The following is an 18,490-nucleotide window of genomic DNA, read 5'->3' as shown; positions in this document are numbered from 1 at the left end:
GTGCGGGGGCACATAGGGTTTCGCCTGAGTCGGTGCAACAGAAATTCCCGGCTCGCCAAAGAATTCGGTCTTCTCACGTGAAATCGTGATCGCAATGCAACCAAGGAGCGATCCGGCGAAGGCTGCCGGTCAGGCCAGCCCTGTCTCGGTGCGCCCGCGCCGGTCGCTGCGGAGGTTGGCGTAAAGCACGTGGTTGCGCCAGCGGTTGTTGATCTGCAGATAGCTTTGCGCCACGCCCTCGTACTTGAAGCCGCTCTTTTCCAGCACCCCGCGCGAGGCCACGTTTTCAGGCAGGCAGGCGGCCTCGATCCGGCTGAGATCGCGCAGGGTAAAGGCATGGTGGACCAGCGCCTCGATCGCCTCGCGCATATAGCCCTGGCGGGCGAAGGGCTGGCCGATCCAGTAGCCGAGCGTGCCCGATTGCGACGGCCCGCGCCGGATGTTGTCCAGCGTGATCGCGCCCAGCAGCACATCGTCGGCGCGGCGGACCAGGAACAGCGGAATAGCCGATCCCGTGCCCAGCGCCCGCTGCGCCCAGTAGACGCGGTTGGTAAAGGCCTTGCGGCTCAGGTGGTCGGGCGCCCAGGCGGGTTCCCAGGGGATCAGGAACCCGGCGCTGGCCGATCGCAACGCCGCCCAGTCGCGCCAGTCGGAATGGGCGGGGGGGCGCAGGGTCATCCGCTCGGTCTCGATGCGGACCTTGCGCCTCAGGCCCAGCATCAGGCGGCAAGCCTGCCCTGCAGCGCATCCAGCGCCGGCGCCTTGGCCACGGGTCCGTAAAGCGCAAGCGCGGCGCGGCCAGCCTCGGCCAGATGGCCCGCAAAATCGCGCACGTCGCCCGTGGTCACCGCGTCGATATGGGCGATGGTCTCTTCGACGACGGGCACCCGATCCCAGATCGCCACCAGCCGCGCCAGCCGCTCGGCCCGGTTCGACGGGCTTTCCAGCCCCATCAGCAGCCCCGCCTTCATCTGGACGCGCGCCCGCGCCACCTCGGCGGGCGTCATGTCCTGGGCCGAGCGCGCGATCTCGGCCATGGTCAGATCCGCCAGTTCGCCGATCTGCGCGGCGCTGGTGCCCGCGTAAAGGGTGATGAGCCCGGTATCGGCATAGGCGCCGGTCTGGGCGAAGACGGTGTAGCACAACCCGCGCTTTTCCCGCAGTTCCTGGAACAACCGGGACGACATCCCGCCCCCCAGCGCGGTCGAGAAGATCTGCGCGGTGTAGATCGCGGGATCGCGGTAGCCCGGCCCTTCGAAGGCCAGCGCCATGTGCGCCTGTTCCAGCCGCTTGACCTCGCGCCGCTCGCCCCCGGTGAACTGCGCGGGTTGCGGCGCTTCGTGCGGGCTGGACGAAAGATGGCCGAACAGCGTCTCGGCCAGCCGCACGATCTCGTCATGGTCGACGGCACCGGCCGCCGACAGGATCATCCGGTCGGGGGTATAGTGCCGCGCCACGAACGAAAAGAAATCGTCCCGCGCAAACGCGCTCACCCGCTCGGCCGGGCCCAGCAGCGAACGCCCGATCGCCTGGCCGGGATAGGATACCTCCTGCAGCCAGTCGAAGATCACGTCATCGGGGGTGTCCAGCACCTGCCCGATCTCCTGCAGGATCACGCCGCGCTCGACCTCGATCTCGGCGGGCTCGAACAGCGGGTTCAGCAGGATGTCGGCCAGCACGTCCAGCGCCAGCGGCACGTCGGCCTCCAGCACCCGGGCGTAATAGGCGGTCATCTCGCGGCCCGTATAGGCGTTGATATAACCGCCCACATCCTCGATCGCCTCGGCGATCTGCAGGGTCGTGCGCTTTTCGGTGCCCTTGAACGCCATGTGTTCCAGGAAATGGGCGATGCCGTTTTCCTCGGGGCGCTCGTTACGTCCACCGGCCATGATCCAGATGCCGATAGAGGCCGATTTCAGACCCGGCATCCGCTCGGTGACGATGCGGAACCCGTTGGGCAGCCTGTGCAGGTCTACGCTCAAGACGCGCGCCTTTCTTCGATGAGGGACTCGATGGCACCAAGGTCGTTGTCGACGACGGTGACACGCTCGGCTCGCTCATACAGGTCCGCCATCCGATTGGGAAGGGCTGGCCTGAGCCCCGTGGCGGCCTCGACCGCGTCGGGGAATTTCGCTGGATGCGCGGTGGCCAGCGTGATCATCGGCGTGGCGCTTGCGGGTTGGTCCATCGCGACCTTCACGCCGACCGCCGAATGGGGGCAAAGGATCTCGCCCGTGGCCGCATGGGTGGCCCGGATCGTGGCCGATGTCTCCTCCTCGGACGCGCGGCCCGAGGCAAAGACCTCGCGCAGGGCCTGCAACGCGCCCTGGCTGATGGTGAAGCCCCCCTGCTCCTTCAGCGCCTGCATCTGCTGGGCGACCGCGGCGCCGTCGCGGCCATAGGCCTCGAACAGCGCGCGCTCGAAATTCGAGCTGACCTGGATATCCATCGACGGGCTGATCGAGGGGGTCACGCCGTGGGTTTCGTAGGCCCCGCCGCTCAAAGCCCGGTGCAGGATGTCGTTCTGGTTGGTCGCGATCACCAGCCTTTCCACCGGCAACCCCATCCGCCGCGCGATGTAGCCCGCGAAGATGTCGCCGAAATTGCCCGTGGGCACGGTGAACCCCACCGACCGGTGCGGCGCGCCCAGCGATATGGCCGAGGTGAAGTAATACACCACCTGCGCCAGCACCCGCGCCCAGTTGATCGAGTTGACGCCGGCCAATGCCACCCGGTCGCGGAACTCGAAATGGTTGAACATGTCCTTCACGCGGGCCTGGCAATCATCGAAATCGCCCCGCACCGCCAGCGCGTGCACGTTGGCCTCGGCGGGCGTGGTCATCTGCCGGCGCTGCACCTCGGATACGCGCCCCTCGGGGAACAGGATGAAGACATCGACATTGTCCAGCCCCCGGAACGCCTCGATCGCCGCCGACCCGGTATCTCCGCTGGTCGCCCCCACGATGGTCACCCGGTTGCCCGACCGTTCCAGTGCCGCCTGGAACAGCTGGCCGATCAGCTGCATCGCGAAATCCTTGAAGGCCAGCGTCGGCCCGTGGAACAGCTCCAGCAGGAAATGGTTGGCCCCGATCTGCACCAAGGGTGCGCGCGCCGTATGGCCAAAGCCCGCATAGGCCCGCGCAATGATCGACTCGAACTCGGCATCGGCAAAGGTGTCGCCGATGAAGGGACGCATCACCCGGAATGCGGCCTCCTCATAGGTCAGCCCGGCCAGCCCCGCAATCTCCGCGGGCGCCATTTCCGGCACGGTCTCGGGCACATAAAGCCCGCCATCGCGCGCCAGCCCGGTCAGCATCGCCTCTTCGAATGTCAGGACCGGGGCCTGACCCCGCGTGGACACATAGCGCATCTGGCAGCCTTCTCTCAGTCTGCCGCCTGATACGCCAGACGCGGGGCGGTGTCACCCCGGACGGAACTGAGATTGGCAGAGGGGGTGCGTCCGGGCCGCGGGAGCGCGCGGCACCGGACGTAATCAGGGAAAGCCCGGCAGTCGAAGCCCGGACCTCGCGCCAAGCGCAGTTCCCCGGTTCCCTTGGCTGGCGTTGACCGCCATTCTTCGCGATATCTGCGGAGACAGTTGCATCGCTTGACCAAGGAAACATATTGAGCGGGAGGACACAAGCGAAAGCTGCGACATTCTGCCGCCTTTCTTTATCCCGAGGACGCGCATGACCCAGGCCCCCTTCCGTCCCTTCGAGACGCTGATCGACCGTGATCGCGCACTGGCGGTGCTGCAACAGGCGACGGCGGGGGCCGATGACGGCGAGCTGTTCCTCGAACGCACCCGCTCCGAGGTTCTCAGCTTCGACGATGGAAGGGTGCGCACCGCCAGTTACGACGCCTCCGAGGGATTCGGCCTGCGCGCGGTCCGCGGTGAGGCCGCGGGCTATGCCCATTCCACCGAGATTTCCGAGGCGGCACTGAAACGCGCGGCCGAGACGGCGCGGCTTGCCGTCGCCGATGGCGGGGGAGTGCTGGCCGATCCGCCGCAGGCGACCAACCGGCGCCTCTATACTGACGCCGACCCGATGGCCGAGGCCACGTTCGGCGTGAAGCTCGACACGCTGCGCGAGATCGACGCCTTCGCCCGCGGGCTCGACCCCCGCGTGGTGCAGGTGACCGCGACGCTGGCTGCGTCCCTGCAAGAGGTGTTCATCCTGCGCCCCGATGGGATGCTGCTGTCCGACATCCGCCCGATGACGCGCCTGAACGTCGCCGTGATCGTCGAGGAGAACGGCCGCCGCGAATCGGGCAGCCATGGCGGCGGCGGGCGCAGAGGCCTTGCGGGCCTGATCGACCGCACCGACTGGGAAGCCACCGCGAGCGAAGCGTTGCGGATCGCGCTGGTCAACCTGAACGCAGAACCCGCCCCCGCGGGCGTGATGGACGTGGTCCTTGGCCCCGGCTGGCCGGGGGTGCTGCTGCACGAGGCCGTGGGCCACGGGCTTGAGGGCGACTTCAACCGAAAGGGCAGTTCGGCCTTTGCCGGGCTGATGGGCCAGCGGATCGCCGCGCCCGGCGTCACGGTGGTCGACGACGGCACGATCCCCGACCGCCGCGGCTCGATCACCTTCGATGACGAGGGCACGCAATCGGGCCGGACGGTCCTGATCGAGGACGGTATCCTGGTGGGCCTCATGCAGGACCGGCAGAACGCCCGCCTGATGGGCGTGGCCCCCACCGGCAACGGCCGGCGCGAAAGCTTTGCCCACCCGCCGATGCCCCGGATGACCAACACCTACATGCTGTCCGGCGCGGCCGACCCAGCCGATATCGTGGCCGACCTCAAGGACGGCATCTATGCCGTGGGCTTCGGCGGCGGCCAGGTCGACATCACCAACGGCAAGTTCGTCTTTTCCTGCACCGAGGCCTACCGGGTAAAGGACGGCAAGGTGGGCACGCCGGTCAAGGGCGCGACGCTGATCGGCGACGGACCGACCGCGCTGCAGAAGATCCGGGCCATCGGCAACGACATGGCGCTGGACCCCGGCATCGGGAACTGCGGCAAGCAGGGCCAGTGGGTGCCGGTGGGCGTGGGCCAGCCGACCCTGATGATCGGCGGGCTGACGGTGGGTGGCGCGGGCACCTGACCGGCACGCCACGGGTGCAGATCGGCGGATTTCCGCCGATATTGACACACTTATACCGGGAAAATTTCATCCATAACGCGAATTTTTTTAATCCGTTCACCTTCTGTTAACCCTCTCCGGTCAAATCTGGCCTCACGGATGAGCGAAGTTGCGAGAACGTGGAGATTATCTCTTCCTACCACCCCCTCGCACCACCCACCCGGGAAGACTCCCAGGCATCGTAGCTTCGTCTCATCCGGTCGCGCCCCTCGGGCGCGACCGGTCCTTTCAGCCCGTCGATCCAGATCATTCCACCAAGGCTAACGCCGCGCCCGGAGCCGCCTGTACATCTTTGCGTGGCAGCGCCGCATGGGATTCGGGCAGGCCATGGATCTGTTCACCTTCCGTTAACCTCGCCTGCGGCACTGTCCCCCGGTCATCGACCGGAGTATCCGACGTGCCGACCCTTGCCGCCGATTCCCCGCGCACCGCCCCCCTCGCCGAGGCCGAGCTTGTCGCGCGTCTGCGGCTGATCCGTTCGCGGCGGGTGGGCGCCACGACCTTCTTCCGGCTGATCGACGAACATGGCAGCGCCGAGGCCGCGCTGGACGCGCTGCCCGGCGTGGCGCGCGCCGCGGGCGTCGACGGCTACGAGGCCTGCCCCGAAGGCGTCGCGCGGGCGGAACTGTCCAAGGCACGCGCGCTTGGCGCTGTGCCGCTGGTCCATGGCACGTCCGGCTATCCCGAGGCACTGGCCGAATTGCCCGACGCGCCGCCGGTGCTCTGGGCGGTCGGCCGGACCGACCTGCTGAACCGGCCGATGGTGGCGCTGGTGGGGGCGCGGAACGCCTCGTCGCTGGGCGTGCGCATGGCGCGGAAACTGGCCGAGGGGCTGGCCGAGGCGGGCCATGTCGTCGTGTCGGGGCTGGCCCGCGGCATCGACCGCGCCGCCCATCTGGCCGCGCTGGACACCGGAACCATCGCCGTGATGGCGGGCGGCGTCAACGTGGTCTACCCGACCGAGAACGAGTCGCTTTTCAACGCGATCGGCGGCCAGGGGCTGCGCCTGTCGGAACATCCCGCGGGTCTTCAGCCCCAGGCGCGCCACTTTCCCCAGCGCAACCGCATCATCTCGGGCCTCGCCCGCGCCGTGGTGGTGGTCGAGGCGGCGGCGCGCTCGGGCAGCCTGATCACCGCGCGCACTGCGCTCGACCAGGGCCGCGACGTACTGGCGGTGCCGGGCCACCCGTTCGACGCCCGCGCGGCGGGCTGCAACATGCTGCTGCGCGACGGCGCGACGCTGGTACGCGGCGTCGAAGACGTGCTCGACGCGCTGGCCGCGCCCCCCGCGCCGCCCCTCACCCGGGCCGCCGCCGCCGAGGCGCCGCGCCGCCCGCGCATCACCGAGGTGCCCGATACCCCGGCCCATGCCCGCCGTCCCGTCGCTGCGGATTGCGCCGTGCTGCATGCCGAGATCCTGTCGCGCCTGGGCCCCTCGCCGCTGGCCGAGGATCAGCTTATCCGCGACCTGAACCTGCCCGCCGGCCACGTCGCGCCCGAACTGCTGATGCTGGAACTGGAGGGGCGGATCGCGCGGGCGCCGGGCGGGCTGATTTCGCGCATGGATTGAATTTTCCACAACTCGATCCACCCTGCGGTGCGACGCGGGGCACCTGCCCCGCGCATTGACATTCCCCCGTTGCCGCCCACATTGCAGGCCGCCAAGGCTGTCCGCCCCCGCATGCGCCCCGAGTCGAAAGGAATTTCATGCCCGTCGTTGTCGTCGAGTCGCCGGCCAAGGCCAAGACAATCAACAAGTATCTGGGCTCCGACTACACGGTTCTGGCCTCTTACGGACATGTCCGCGACCTGCCGCCAAAGGATGGTTCGGTCGATCCCGACCACGGGTTCGAGATGACCTGGGAGGTCGCCGCCGACAGCCGCAAGCACATAAAGGCCATCGCCGACGCGCTGAAAGACGACAATGCGCTGATCCTCGCCACCGACCCCGACCGCGAAGGCGAGGCGATTTCCTGGCATCTCGAAGAGGCCCTGCGCGGCCGCAAGGCGATCGGCAAGGACACCAAGGTCAGCCGCGTCGTGTTCAACGCGATCACCAAGTCCGCCGTGACCGAGGCGATGAAGAATCCCCGCCAGGTGGACGAGCCGCTGGTGCATGCCTATCTCGCGCGCCGGGCGCTGGATTACCTCGTGGGCTTCAACCTGTCGCCCGTGCTGTGGCGCAAGCTGCCCGGCGCGAAATCCGCGGGCCGGGTGCAATCGGTCTGCCTGCGCCTGATCGTCGAGCGCGAGATGGAGATCGAGGCGTTCCGCGCCCGCGAATACTGGACCGTCTCTGCCATCCTTTCCACCCCCCGCGGCCAGACCTACGAGGCCCGCCTGGTCACGCTGGGCGGCAAGAAGCTCGACAAGTTCGACATCGCCAACGGGACGGCGGCGGAACTGGCCGTGCAGGCGATCCATTCGCGCGACTTCACCGTTTCCTCGGTCGAGGCCAAGCCCGCCCAACGCAACCCCGCGCCGCCCTTCATGACCTCGACCCTTCAGCAAGAGGCCAGCCGCAAGTTCGGCTTCGGCGCGCGCCAGACAATGCAGGCGGCGCAGCGGCTCTATGAAGCGGGCCACATCACCTACATGCGGACCGACGGCATCGACATGGCACCCGAGGCGGTGATGGCCGCGCGCGATGCCATCAGGGACCGCTTCGGCGCCGATTACGTCCCGAAAAGCCCGCGGATGTACAAGAACAAGGCCAAGAACGCGCAGGAGGCGCATGAATGTATCCGGCCGACCGAGATGACCCGCGATCCCGCCGCGCTGAAACTCACCGATGACGACCAGCGCAAGCTTTACGACCTGATCTGGAAGCGCACGCTCGCCAGCCAGATGGAGGCCGCCCGCCTCGAACGCACCACGATCGAGGTGGAAAGCGCCGATGCCCAGGTGGGCCTGCGCGCCACGGGCCAGGTCGTGCTGTTCGACGGCTTTTTGCGGATCTACGAGGAAGGGCGCGACGATGTCGTTCTGGACGACGAGGATGACGGCCGCCTGCCCCAGATCATGCAGGACGAGCCCGCCCGCAAGGAAAGCGTCACGCCCGAACAGCACTTCACCCAGCCCCCGCCCCGCTATACCGAGGCGACGCTGGTCAAGCGGATGGAGGAACTGGGCATCGGGCGCCCGTCCACCTATGCCTCGATCGTGACCACGATCCAGGACCGAGGTTATGTCACCAAGGACAAGAACCGCCTGATCCCCGAGGACAAGGGGCGGCTGGTGACGGCCTTCCTGTCGAACTATTTCAGCCGCTACGTGGGCTACGAGTTCACCGCCAACCTCGAGGACGAGTTGGACGACGTCTCGGCCGGCACGCGCGAATACCGCGACGTGCTGGCGCGGTTCTGGCGCGATTTCTCTGCGGCGCTGGCCGAAACCGCCGATCTGCGGATCTCCGAGGTGCTGGAAAAGATCGACGAGGTTCTGGCCCCCCACCTTTACCCCCCGCGCGAGGACGGCTCCGATCCGCGCATCTGCCCGAAATGCGGGACGGGACGGCTGAATCTCAAGACCGCGCGCTCGGGCGGCGCCTTCATCGGCTGCGCCAACTACCCCGAATGTCGCTATACGCGCCCGATTTCCGCCCCCAATGGCGAGGACGGCGCGGCCGAGCTGGACGGCAAGGTGCTGGGCCTTGACGAGGGCGACGAGATCACGCTGAGAAACGGCCGCTTCGGTCCCTATGTCCAGCGCGGCGAGGCGACCGAGGAAATCCCCAAGCCGCCCCGCGCCAGCCTGCCCAAGGGTTGGGCGCCCGAGGCGATGGATCTGGAAAAGGCGCTGATGCTGCTGTCCCTGCCCCGCCCGATCGGCCCCCATCCCGAGGATGGCGAACCGGTCGAGGCCGGAATCGGCCGCTATGGCCCCTATGTCCGGCACGGCCGCGTCTACGCCAACCTGCCCGAGGTGGACGAGGTCTTCACCGTCGGCATGAACCGCGCGGTCGAGGTTCTGGCGCAGAAGAAGACCCGCGGCCGCGGCGCGGCAACATCGGCCGCACCGCTGCGCGAGTTGGGCGAGCATCCCGACCAGGGCGGACCGGTCAACGTGATGGCCGGCCGCTACGGGCCCTACGTCAAGTGGAACAAGGTGAACGCGACGCTGCCCAAGGACATGGACCCGGCCGATGTGACGCTGGAAATGGCGGTGCAGATCATTACCGAGAAGGCGGGCAAGACCGGCAGCAAGAAAGCCGCGGCGAAGAAACCGGCGAAAAAGCCCGCGGCCAAGCCCAAGGCCGACCCGAAGAAGGCGGCCGCCAGGAAACCCGCGGCGAAAAAGGCCCCCGCGAAGAAGGCCGCGGGCTGATCGCTCCGCGGCACACCCGGACCGGACATCGCGCCGGATGTGCCGCATCGGCCCGCGCCTTGCGTTGACTCCGGCCGGACGCTTCGCCACTACTCGGGGCGCGAAGGTTCAGACGGGGAGTGATCCATGAACAAGGTTTACGGCAGCGCCGCCGAGGCCCTCGACGGGCTTCTGTTCGACGGCATGTTCATCGCCGCGGGCGGCTTTGGCCTCTGCGGCATCCCGGAACTGCTGATCGACGCGATCAAGGCGGCGGGCACGAAGGACCTGACCTTCGCCTCGAACAATGCCGGCGTGGACGATTTCGGCATCGGCATCCTGCTGCAGACCCGGCAGGTAAAGAAGATGATCTCGTCCTATGTCGGCGAGAATGCCGAGTTCATGCGGCAATACCTGTCGGGCGAACTGGAGCTGGAATTCAACCCGCAGGGCACGTTGGCCGAACGCATGCGCGCGGGCGGCTGCGGCATCCCCGGCTTCTACACCAAGACGGGCGTCGGCACCGTCATCGCCGAGGGCAAGGAACACAAGGACTTCGACGGCCAGACCTACATCCTGGAACGCGGGATCGTGGCGGACCTGTCCATCGTCAAGGCGTGGAAGGCGGACACCACCGGCAACGCGGTGTTCCGCAAGACCGCCCGCAACTTCAACCCGCCCGCGGCGATGTGCGGCAAGGTCTGCGTGATGGAAGTCGAGGAAATCGTCGAACCCGGCACGCTCGACCCCGACAAGATCCACCTGCCCGGCATCTACGTGCACCGCCTGATCCAGGGCAGCCACGAAAAGCGCATCGAACAGCGCACCACCCGCGCGGCATAAGGGTCAAAATGATATGCAGTGGTTGCTGTTTGCTGTCTGGCAGATCGGATCAATCGCAACATTTGTGTATCTGACCTTCTTCGATGGCTACATCTACAACGCTTGGAATTGGCTAATTGTCATTCCAATCAACATCTTCCTCGGAGAAATCTGGCCCATCTACTGGCTGGTTCTCCGTCCCCTTTTCGGAGGTTAGTCATGCCCTGGGACCGCAACCAGATCGCGCAGCGCGCAGCCAAGGAACTCAAGGACGGGATGTACGTCAATCTCGGGATCGGCATCCCGACGCTGGTGGCCAACTTCATCCCCGAGGGCGTGACGGTCACGCTGCAATCGGAAAACGGGATGCTGGGGCTTGGCCCCTTCCCGACCGAGGACGAGGTCGATCCCGACCTCATCAACGCCGGCAAGCAGACGATCACCGAACTGCCCCATTCGGCCTATTTCGACAGCGCGCAGAGTTTTGGCATGATCCGCGGCGGCAAGATCGCCATGGCGATCCTGGGCGCGATGGAGGTCAGCGAAAACGGCGACCTGGCGAACTGGATGATCCCCGGCAAGCTGGTCAAGGGAATGGGCGGCGCGATGGATCTGGTGGCAGGTGTCAAGCGGGTGGTGGTCGTGATGGACCACACCAACAAGCACGGCGAGTCCAAGGTGCTGAAGGACTGCACCCTGCCGCTGACCGGCACGGGCGTGGTGAACCGGATCATCACCAATCTGGGCGTGCTGGACGTGGTCGAGGGCGGATTGAAGATCGTCGAATGTGCCGATGGCGTCACCGAGGACGAGATCCGCGCCGCGACCGAAGCGACCATCGTCGGGTGATGCGCATGAAAACGGGGGCCCTCGGCCCCCGTTTCCCGCGCCGTTACCGCCTGCGATCAGTTCGCGCTGCTTTCGTCGCCCGCGGCGGTCAGCTCGGTGATGATCGCGCGGGCGCGGTCGTTCACGATCGGCCCCCCCACCGCGTTGCCAAGGTTGTCGGCGAACAGCCGCGTGTTGCCGTCATCGCTGGCCAGTGCCTGAGCGCGGATGATCCCGGCGGCGCGCTCGTTCACGGTGTTCGAACTCGACGCGGTCATCTCCGGCGCCTTGGTGAGCCGGACGGCGGCATCGTTGCCGGTCTGCTCGGCGGCCGATTTCAGTTCCACCAGTTGCGGCAGCGTATACGCCCCGGCCGGGACGCCGAGCTGGCGTTCAAGCTGGCTCTGCGCCAGCGCGGGGGCGGCGGCGGACAGGATCAGGGCGGTGGTCAGGGCAAGGCGTTTCATCGTGGTCTCCATTGTCGGTGTCGGACCGTGGTCCGGTTTCTGGTCTCGCGGACGCTGCCTCGCATCCTGTCCCGAGAATGGGCTTGGTTCGGCATCACATCAACGCACAGATGCGTGCGCTCAAGGTTGCGTGAGTGCGCAGGCGCACATAACCTGTTCCGCTTTTCCGAGAGCCCCCGCGACCGGTTCGTGATCGGCCGCCCGGCCCTGCGGAAACCCGCCCGGCCGCGCTGTTGCCAATGCGGAAACGGCTTCATAAATCCGCCCCAATCTGTTGCTATGCGCGCGGTGACATGATGAGCCGCATTTCCCCCTCGACCGAGGCCAGCCCGATCCGCGGCTGGCGTGACCCGCTGCTGATGGCGGGGCTTCTGGCGCTGGTGGTGGCAGGGCTTGCCGGGCTTGCCGCCGCCACCGGCTGGGACGAGACGCGCGCCCAGTTGCTGCGCCTGGGCCCCTGGCAGCTTGCGGCCCTGCTGGGCCTGTCGCTGGTCAACTACCTGATGCGGGGGCTGCGCTGGCATGTCTTCGCCCGCAGGGTCGGCCTGCCGCCCGGCTTCCTGCGGGACATGCGCCACTATCTGGGCGGTTTCCTGATGAGCGTGACGCCCGGCCGGGTTGGCGAACTGGTACGCGTGCGCTGGATCCGGCGCGAGACGGGGATGACACTGGAACGCACCGCGCCGCTGTTCCTGATGGACCGGGCGGCCGATCTGGTGGCGATGGCGCTGATCCTCGGGGCCGCGCTTGCGCTGTCCACCAGCGGCATCGCGGGCGCCGTGCCACTGGCCGCGCTGGCGCTGGGCACGGCCGTGGTCGCGACCCATTCGCGGCTGTTGTCGGCGGTCATCACGCGCACCTACCGGGTGCTCGGCCGCTGGCCCCGCCTGTTCGGGCGGCTGCGCGGCATGGCGCGGACGCTGGCGCATTTCTCCCATTCCGGCGTGCTGGCCGCGGCGGTGGCGCTGGGGCTGATCGGCTGGCTGGCAGAAGGCTATGCGTTCTACCTGCTGCTCGTCTGGCTCGGCGCCGACACGCCGGCCGCAACCGCCATGGCGATCTTCGTCTTCGCGACGCTCGCGGGCGGGCTGACCGGCGCGCCCGGGGGCCTGGGCGGCGCCGAGGCGGCGATGGTCGCACTTCTCACCCTCGAGGGGCTTCCCCTTGAAACCTCGATCGCGGCGACCGCGGTGATCCGGGTGACCACGCTGTGGTTCGCCGTCGGGATCGGCGCGGCGGTCTTCCCGGTCGCGGAACGTCTTTCGAAAAGGAAAAGGCATGCAGTGGAAAACCGCTGATTACACGGGCTGGGGCCGGGCGCTGAGGGCGCGCGGCACCCTGGCCCGGCCCGAGCGCGTGCCCGCGCTTGCCGACGCGCTGACGGCGCGCGGCCCCGCCATCGGCAACCGCCGCTCCTATGGCGATGCGGCCCTCAACTCGGGCGGCGCGGCGGTCGAGATGACGCGGATGGACCGGCTGTTGTCCTTCGACCCCGACACCGGCGGGCTAGAGGTCGAAGCCGGCGCCACGCTGGGCGAGATCCTGCGCCTCTTCGCGCCCCGCGGCTGGATGCCCGCGGTGCTGCCCGGCACCGGGTTCGCCACCGTCGGCGGCGCCATCGCCAACGATGTCCATGGCAAGAACCACCACAATGCGGGCAGCTTTGGCCAGCATGTGCAGGCCGTCACCCTGATGACCGACAGCGGCCCGCGCGAGGTGACGCCCGAACGCGACCCGGCGCTGTTCCGCGCCACCATGGGCGGGCTCGGCCAGACCGGGGCGATCCTGTCGGCCCGGCTGCAACTCAGGCCGACCCCCGGCCAGCGGATGCGCGTGGTCGAGACCCGGATCCCGCATTTCGACGCCTTCATCGCCGCGCTCGACGCCTCCGAGGCCGAATTCGCCGTGGGCTGGGTCGACGCGACCGCGAAACGCAAGCGGCTGGGCCGCGGCATCCTCGAAGAAGGCACGCTGGCCGAGGGCGGCCGCCCCGGCCCCGCACGTCGGGCGAAATCCATCCCCTTCGACGCGCCCGGGCTGCTGCTGTCAGCGCCGGTGGTCAAGCTTTTCAACCGCTGGTACCGCTGGCGCGTGCCCGATACGGGGCGCAAGCGCACCCGCCCGCTGGAAGAGTTCTTCTTTCCGCTCGACGCGCTCCACGACTGGAACCGGCTCTACGGCAAGCGTGGCTTCCACCAGTTCCAGTGCATCGTGCCGAAGGACGCGGCCCCGGCGCTGAAGGAGATCCTTGCCGCCATCGCGAAATCCGGGGTCGCCTCGCCGCTGGCGGTGCTGAAACGCATGGGGCCGGGTCGCGCAGGCCACCTGTCCTTCCCGATGGAGGGCTACACGCTGGCCGTCGACGTTCCCGCGCAGCGACGGAAACTGCCCGCGCTGCACGCCCGGCTGCAGGATATGGTGCGCGACGCGGGCGGGCGGCTCTACCTTGCCAAGGACGGTCTTGCCGGGCCCGAGACGGTTGCCGCGATGTATCCCGAGCTTGACGCCTGGCGCGCCGAGATCGCCAAGGCCGACCCCGATGGCCAAATGACCACCGACCTCGTGCGTCGGCTTCACCTCAGGAGTGCCGCATGACCGAAACCTGGATCATCCTTGGCGCGTCCTCCTCGATGGCCCGCGCCTTTGCCCGCAAGCTTGCCGAACGCGGCGACGGCGTGATCCTCGCCGGGCGCGACACGGCCGACCTGGAACGGGACGCCGCGGATGCCCGCGTGCGCGGCGCGGCGCTGGCCGAAACCATCCGCTTCGATGCGCGCGATGCGGCCAGCTTCGGCCCGATCGTCGCGCGGATGGCCGCCTGCGAGGGGCCGGTCTCGGCCGCGGTCTTCGTGGGCTCGATGCCGTCCCAGACCGAGATCGACGCCGACCCCGCGCTGATCGACGCCGTCGTGATCGACAATTTTACCGGCCCCGCCCGGCTGCTGCAGATGCTTGTCCCCCTGATGGAGGCGCGCGGCGGCGGCACGGTGGTCGGCGTGGGTTCGGTCGCGGGTGACCGGGGCCGGATCGGCAACTATGTCTACGGCGCGGCCAAGGCGGGCTTCGCCACCTACCTCTCGGGGCTCAGGAACCGGCTGACGCGCGCGGGCGGCCACGTGGTCACCGTGAAACCCGGCTTCACCGACACCGCGATGACCTGGGGGATCGAGGGCATGTTCCTCGTCGCGCCGCCCGACAAGGTCGCCGCCGACATCCTGAAGGCGGTCGAAAAGAAGCGGAACGTGATCTACACACCGATTTTCTGGCTGGCGATCATGTCGATCATCCGGGCGATTCCGGAACCGATCTTCAAGAAGCTGTCGATCTAGCACGCCGGGGGCACCTCGCACGCGCCGGTCCGGGGGTCTTGCGGATCGACCGCCCCCCCGGCCTGCAAGACCAGCAACGGTTCAGCCTGACGTGAGCCTTTGATGCGCCATCGGTTCGAGCAAAAGGGCGAACGCGCTCACGCAGTCGGAAAGGTGGCGTTCATGCCCCATCCCCGCCCTGGCAGAAGCCGGACACGGCCAGTACCGCCGCCAGGATCCTGCGCGCCCGGCCGCACCGTTTGGTCAGCACCAGTCGTCGCGGCCCGTTCCGACCGCGTCCGCCACATGGGCGAACCCGTCGCGGGCGAGCAACCGGTCGAGCCCCCGCACGATCTCGGCCGCCAGGCTCAGGCCGCCATAGACCAGCGCGGTGTAAATCTGCACCACCGAGGCGCCCGCGCGGATCTTGGCGTAGGCCTCCTCGGCCGAACCGATGCCCCCCACCCCGATCAGCGGCAACTGCCCCCCCGTCGCCACCGACAGCCGCGCCAGAACCCGGGTCGAGCGTACGAAAAGCGGCGCGCCCGACAACCCGCCCGCCTCGGCCGCATGGCGGCTTCGCAACTCGCCGCGCGCCAGCGTCGTGTTGGTCGCGACAATGCCCGACAGGCCGCTGTCCAGCGCCACCTCGGCAATCTCGTCGATCTCGGCATCCGTGAGGTCCGGCGCGATCTTGAGAAAGACCGGGATCGGCCGCGCCAGCCCAGCCCGCGCCGCCATCACGCCCGCCAGAAGCGCCGAAAGCGCCTCGCGCCCCTGCAACTCGCGCAGCCGCTCGGTATTGGGCGACGAGACGTTGACGGTGACGAAATCCACATGCCGCCCGCAATGGGCCAGCACCGCGGCGAAATCGGCCGCGCGGTCCGCGCTGTCCTTGTTCGCGCCGAGGTTCAGCCCGATCACCGTGCCCGCGGGCCGCGCCGCCAGCCGCGCCCCGATCGCCACCATACCCTCGTTGTTGAAGCCGAACCGGTTGATCGCGGCGCGGTCCTCGCTCAGCCGGAACAGCCGCGGGCGCGGGTTGCCCGGCTGCGGCCGGGGCGTCGCAGCGCCCACCTCGACAAAGCCGAAGCCCGCGCGCGACAGCGGCCCCAACGCCTCGGCGTTCTTGTCATAGCCCGCCGCCAGACCCACCGGGTTCGGCAGCCTCAGCCCCGCCAGTTCGGTCGCCAGCCGGGCCGAGGTGATCGGCCCCGGCAGCGGTACCAGCCCCGCCTTGAGCGCGATCAGCGACAGGCCATGCGCCCGCTCGGGGTCCATCCGGTGCAGCAGCGCCAGCCCCGCCCGTTCGAGCGGCGTCATACCACGCCCTCGGGAAAGATGTGGCCGGTGGCCCCCAGCGGCAGCGACTTGTCCCAGACCACGTCGGCCGCGGTCAGATCGCGGTAGAGATGGGGAAACAGCGCGCCGCCCCGCGAGGGTTCCCATTTCAGCGCGGCGCCCAGCCGGGCAGCGTCAACCGCCACCAGCACCAGGTCGCTTTCCCCGGCGAAGTGGCGTTCGGCGGTGACGGTCACCTGTTCGGCCGTGGACAGGTGGATGAATCCATCGGCAAGGTCCACAGGCGCGCCCGCGCTGCGGCCCGCCGCGCGGAAGGCGTCCCATTCGGCCCTGCGGAAGATCTTGTAGATCAGCATGTCCGCCCACATGCCCGCTGGCGCGGCGCCGGTCAAGCGCGAGAGGCTTTGACAGGCCTCGGCAGGCGGGCCAATCTCGTGTCATCGACCAACAGGGGATTCACCATGACAACGCGCTTCCTGTCCGCGGCGGCAGTGTTCGCGCTTTCGGCCAGTCTGGCCGAGGCCGAGTATTCGCTGACCATCCTGCACACCAACGATTTCCACGCCCGCTTCGAACCGATCTCGAAATACGACTCGAGCTGTCCGGAAGAGGACAACCAGGCGGGCGCGTGCTTTGGCGGTTCGGCGCGGCTTGTGACCGCGCTGGCGGCGGCCAGGGCGCGGACCGGCAACGCCGTCCTCGTCGATGCGGGCGACCCGTTCCAGGGCACGCTGTTCTACACCCATTACAAGGGCATGGCAGCGGCCGAGATGATGACCGCGATGGGCTATGACGCGATGGCCGTGGGCAACCACGAATTCGACGACGGCCCCGAGGTTCTGGCCCGCTTTGCCGGCGCAGTGGATTTCCCGGTGCTGATGGCGAATGCCGATCTCTCGGGCGAACCCCTGCTCAAGGACATCATCCGGAAATCGGTGGTGATCGAGCGCGGCGGCGAAAGGCTGGGCCTGATCGGCCTGACGCCCGAAGACAACCCCGACCTCGCCAGCCCCGGGCCCAACATCGTCTTTACCGAAGCGGTTGGCGCGGTGCAGGCCGAGGTGGACCGGCTGACCGCCGAGGGCGTGACCAAGATCATCCTGCTCAGCCATTCGGGCTATGAGCTCGACAAGGCGATCGCGGCCCAGACCACCGGCGTCGACGTGATCGTGGGCGGCCATTCACATACGCTGCTCTCCTCCACCGACGAGGGCGCGGCAGGTCCCTATCCGACCATGGTCGGCGACACTGCCATCGTGCACGCCTATGCCTATGGCAAGTATCTGGGCGAACTGAACGTCACCTTCGACGACGCGGGCGTGGTGACCGCGGCCGCGGGCGCGCCGATCCTGCTGGATGCAACCGTGGCCGAGGACGCCGACACCAGGGCGCGGGTCACCGAACTGGCCCAGCCACTGGAGGAAATCCGCCAGCGGGTCGTCGCCGAGGCCACCGCGGCGATCGAGGGGGACCGCAGCGTTTGCCGGGCGATGGAATGTCCGATGGGCAACCTTGTCGCCGACGCGATGCTTGACCGGGTCCGCGACCAGGGGATCAGCATCGCGATCCAGAACGGTGGCGGGCTGCGCGCGTCGATCGACGCAGGCCCGGTGACGATGGGCGAGGTGCTGACCGTGCTGCCGTTCCAGAACACGCTGTCCACCTTCTTCGTCTCCGGCCAGACGGTGATCGACGCGCTGGAAAACGGTCTGTCCCAGGTCGAGGAGGGCGCGGGCCGCTTCCCGCAGGTCGCGGGCCTGCGCTTTGCCTGGGATCCCGCAGCCGCACCGGGGGCCCGGGTGACGTCGGTCGAGGTGGCGGAAAACGGCGCCTGGGCACCGATCGACCCGGCCCGGACCTATGGTCTGGTGTCAAACAACTATGTCCGGAACGGGGGCGACGGCTACAAGGTGTTCCAGAACGCCGACAACGTCTATGATTTCGGCCCTGACCTCGCGGATGTCACCGCCGAGTTCCTGGCCGCCAACGCGCCCTACACACCCTATACCGACGGGCGGATTGCCAAGGCCGAATAGGCCGGCGGCATCCGAGACCGCAAAGGCCGCCCGGCCCGAACCACCGCGAGACGTGACCCAACGGCGCGTTTCGCGGACGCAGGCCCCGCCGGAAAGGGCGCATGGCGGCGCAAGACGCGCCATGCGCCCCCACTTGACGTTGGAATGTGAACAGCACCTGTCGTCCGGACCGGATTGTCCAGAGGGGCCTTTTGCGTCGCGCGACACGGATGGGGGTACGTGGCCCGCACACCGGCCGCACCGGCGCCCGCCACGGCAAAACCCTTTGCCGT

The 18,490-nt window shown here is 68.3% G+C and carries 15 protein-coding genes; 9 read left to right on the top strand and 6 right to left on the bottom strand.

The window, feature by feature from the left end:
• Window positions 1-129 precede the first annotated feature (129 nt).
• The 3 genes from EV655_RS04920 to thrC are packed head-to-tail and all read right to left on the bottom strand — an operon-like array spanning window position 130 to window position 3,370.
• Window positions 130-720 carry a GNAT family N-acetyltransferase gene (locus EV655_RS04920; protein ID WP_132542432.1) on the bottom strand — a complete coding sequence of 197 codons (591 nt, stop codon included), beginning with the start codon at window positions 718-720 and terminating at the stop codon, window positions 130-132.
• Entirely contained in the window at window positions 720-1,982 is a 1,263-nt protein-coding gene (locus tag EV655_RS04915) for a M16 family metallopeptidase (RefSeq protein ID WP_132542430.1), read from the bottom strand. Before EV655_RS04915 ends, EV655_RS04920 begins: the two co-directional genes overlap by 1 nt.
• Window positions 1,979-3,370 carry a threonine synthase gene (gene thrC, locus EV655_RS04910; protein WP_132542428.1) on the bottom strand — a complete coding sequence of 464 codons (1,392 nt, stop codon included), beginning with the start codon at window positions 3,368-3,370 and terminating at the stop codon, window positions 1,979-1,981. Before thrC ends, EV655_RS04915 begins: the two co-directional genes overlap by 4 nt.
• A gap of 319 nt (window positions 3,371-3,689) precedes the next feature.
• Here thrC and tldD point away from each other — a divergent pair, with 319 nt between their 5' ends.
• The 5 genes from tldD (at window position 3,690) to EV655_RS04885 (ending at window position 11,126) form a co-directional block, all read left to right on the top strand.
• Window positions 3,690-5,111 carry a metalloprotease TldD gene (tldD, locus tag EV655_RS04905; protein WP_132542426.1) on the top strand — a complete coding sequence of 474 codons (1,422 nt, stop codon included), beginning with the start codon at window positions 3,690-3,692 and terminating at the stop codon, window positions 5,109-5,111.
• 436 nt (window positions 5,112-5,547) lie between these two features.
• On the top strand, window positions 5,548-6,720 hold the full coding sequence (dprA, locus tag EV655_RS04900) for a DNA-processing protein DprA (protein WP_243644991.1): 1,173 nt from the start codon (window positions 5,548-5,550) through the stop codon (window positions 6,718-6,720).
• A 137-nt stretch (window positions 6,721-6,857) separates the two neighbouring features.
• Window positions 6,858-9,476, top strand: coding sequence for a type I DNA topoisomerase (gene topA / locus EV655_RS04895; protein ID WP_132542424.1), 2,619 nt, complete (start codon window positions 6,858-6,860; stop codon window positions 9,474-9,476).
• Window positions 9,477-9,602: 126 nt separating this feature from the next.
• A complete protein-coding gene (locus EV655_RS04890; RefSeq protein ID WP_132542422.1) occupies window positions 9,603-10,298 on the top strand; it encodes a CoA transferase subunit A in 696 nt (231 codons plus the stop codon).
• A 198-nt stretch (window positions 10,299-10,496) separates the two neighbouring features.
• A complete protein-coding gene (locus EV655_RS04885) occupies window positions 10,497-11,126 on the top strand; it encodes a 3-oxoacid CoA-transferase subunit B (protein WP_132542420.1) in 630 nt (209 codons plus the stop codon).
• A gap of 56 nt (window positions 11,127-11,182) precedes the next feature.
• Here the strand turns inward: EV655_RS04885 and EV655_RS04880 are convergent, their stop codons facing one another.
• Complete coding sequence (locus tag EV655_RS04880; RefSeq protein WP_132542418.1) at window positions 11,183-11,572, bottom strand: hypothetical protein; 390 nt, start codon at window positions 11,570-11,572, stop codon at window positions 11,183-11,185.
• Between the two features lie 296 nt (window positions 11,573-11,868).
• Between EV655_RS04880 and EV655_RS04875 the strand changes: the two genes are divergently transcribed.
• Genes EV655_RS04875 through EV655_RS04865 form a run of 3 tightly spaced genes read left to right on the top strand, consistent with a single transcriptional unit; the run spans window position 11,869 to window position 14,901 of the window.
• The gene (locus EV655_RS04875; RefSeq protein WP_243644990.1) at window positions 11,869-12,870 is read left to right on the top strand and encodes a lysylphosphatidylglycerol synthase transmembrane domain-containing protein; all 1,002 of its coding nucleotides are present in this window, start codon (window positions 11,869-11,871) and stop codon (window positions 12,868-12,870) included.
• Window positions 12,851-14,167, top strand: a complete 1,317-nt coding sequence (locus tag EV655_RS04870) for an FAD-binding protein (RefSeq protein WP_132542414.1) — start codon at window positions 12,851-12,853, stop codon at window positions 14,165-14,167. The genes EV655_RS04875 and EV655_RS04870 overlap by 20 nt, the downstream gene beginning before the upstream one ends.
• Window positions 14,164-14,901, top strand: coding sequence for an SDR family NAD(P)-dependent oxidoreductase (locus EV655_RS04865; protein ID WP_132542412.1), 738 nt, complete (start codon window positions 14,164-14,166; stop codon window positions 14,899-14,901). The genes EV655_RS04870 and EV655_RS04865 overlap by 4 nt, the downstream gene beginning before the upstream one ends.
• Window positions 14,902-15,144: 243 nt before the next feature.
• Here the strand turns inward: EV655_RS04865 and EV655_RS04860 are convergent, their stop codons facing one another.
• Both EV655_RS04860 and EV655_RS04855 read right to left on the bottom strand, forming a co-directional pair.
• Window positions 15,145-16,203 carry a quinone-dependent dihydroorotate dehydrogenase gene (locus tag EV655_RS04860; protein WP_132542410.1) on the bottom strand — a complete coding sequence of 353 codons (1,059 nt, stop codon included), beginning with the start codon at window positions 16,201-16,203 and terminating at the stop codon, window positions 15,145-15,147.
• The gene (locus EV655_RS04855; protein WP_132542408.1) at window positions 16,200-16,538 is read right to left on the bottom strand and encodes a DUF952 domain-containing protein; all 339 of its coding nucleotides are present in this window, start codon (window positions 16,536-16,538) and stop codon (window positions 16,200-16,202) included. The genes EV655_RS04860 and EV655_RS04855 overlap by 4 nt, the downstream gene beginning before the upstream one ends.
• Window positions 16,539-16,643: 105 nt before the next feature.
• On the opposite strand from EV655_RS04855, the gene EV655_RS04850 reads away from it, so the two are divergent.
• On the top strand, window positions 16,644-18,218 hold the full coding sequence (locus EV655_RS04850; RefSeq protein WP_132542406.1) for a bifunctional metallophosphatase/5'-nucleotidase: 1,575 nt from the start codon (window positions 16,644-16,646) through the stop codon (window positions 18,216-18,218).
• The last annotated feature ends 272 nt before the right edge of the window (window positions 18,219-18,490 follow it).

Origin of the sequence: Rhodovulum euryhalinum, from assembly GCF_004342445.1 — a bacterium.
Classification (GTDB): domain Bacteria; phylum Pseudomonadota; class Alphaproteobacteria; order Rhodobacterales; family Rhodobacteraceae; genus Rhodovulum; species Rhodovulum euryhalinum.
The sequence above is the reverse complement of the archived record's forward strand: the minus strand, read 5'-3'. Positions and strand labels throughout refer to the sequence as shown.